Below are 1,221 nucleotides of genomic sequence, written 5' to 3'. Positions count from 1 at the left end.
GCTTCATTGTAAAATGAAATGCAACAGCTAAATAAATAGAAAGCCATCGTGAAACCACGTATAGTTAAAGTTGACCAAAACCATAAACATACGGAGGTAAATCACGATGACTCACTCTCATTCTAACACGAAAAAACGAAGCTATACACATTTAACTGAAATTGAAAGAGGACAAATAGCTGCATACAGGGAGCAAGGTTTGTCTTTAAGAGAAATTGGAGAGAAAATTGGACGCGATCACAGTACAGTATCTCGAGAACTAAAGCGGGGCACAGTCGAACAAATCGATACCAATCGTAAACCCTACAAGAAATACTTTCCTGACGTTGGCGCACGTGTTTATGAGGAGAACAGAAGAAACTGTGGTGCTCCGACTATCTTGATGGCTTCATGGGAATTCATATTATTCGCTGAGGAGAAAATATTGAAAGACAACTGGTCACCCGACGTTGTTGTGGGCTATGCAAAAAAACAAAATACATTCGATTCTGTTCCTTGCACGAAAACCCTATATAACTGGATTGATAACGGCGATCTAAAAGTGAAGAATATGGACCTAGTTTTGAAGCTACGCCGCAAAACAAAGTCTTCAAAGTCAAAAGGTAATAAGAAAGTCCTTGGAACGAGCATTGAAGAAAGACCAGAATCAATTGACACACGTGAAGAGTTCGGGCATTGGGAAATTGATACTGTTCTTGGCCACAAATCTAAAGACCAGGCACTTCTAACTCTTGTGGAAAGAAAGACTCGTATGGCCATTGTCCAACGCATACCGGGTAAGAACGCACCAGAAGTAAGGGATGCTTTAGAAGGTATATTTCAGGAATACCCAAACGTTCAAAAGACATTTAAAAGCATCACAGCTGATAACGGATCCGAATTTAGTGAACTTAGCGCACAAGGAAAAGAAATGGGAATAGATGTTTATTTTGCGCATCCATATGCATCTTGGGAGAGAGGGACGAATGAACGTCATAATGGGCTACTCAGACGTTTTATAAAGAAAGGGCAACCGATTCACGCATACTCGGACCAGCACATTGCAGAAGTTGCCAACTGGATGAACACATTCCCCCGGAAAATATTAAACTACGAGACCCCGGAGGAAAATTTTGCGCAATTTGTTGATTGTGTGGCCTAGGCCACACAATCAACAAATTGACATAAAAACCTTATATAGTGGTTTCACATAAAGTGTTGCATTTAATATTGCAATTTAGG

1 protein-coding gene is annotated in these 1,221 nt (G+C 40.3%); it reads left to right on the top strand.

The genetic code is table 11. The annotated features are described in order from the left end of the window. Nucleotides 1–106 precede the first annotated feature (106 nt). Nucleotides 107–1,141 (top strand): IS30 family transposase, encoded by a 1,035-nt coding sequence (locus tag SPD53_RS19760; RefSeq protein WP_156858118.1) that lies wholly within the window; start codon nt 107–109, stop codon nt 1,139–1,141. The last annotated feature ends 80 nt before the right edge of the window (nt 1,142–1,221 follow it).

Source organism: Oceanobacillus sp. MO10714A, from assembly GCF_037072045.1.
GTDB classification, from domain to species: domain Bacteria; phylum Bacillota; class Bacilli; order Bacillales; family Amphibacillaceae; genus Oceanobacillus; species Oceanobacillus indicireducens.
Note: the sequence above shows the minus strand (reverse complement) of the source record. Positions and strands in the feature narration are given on the sequence as shown.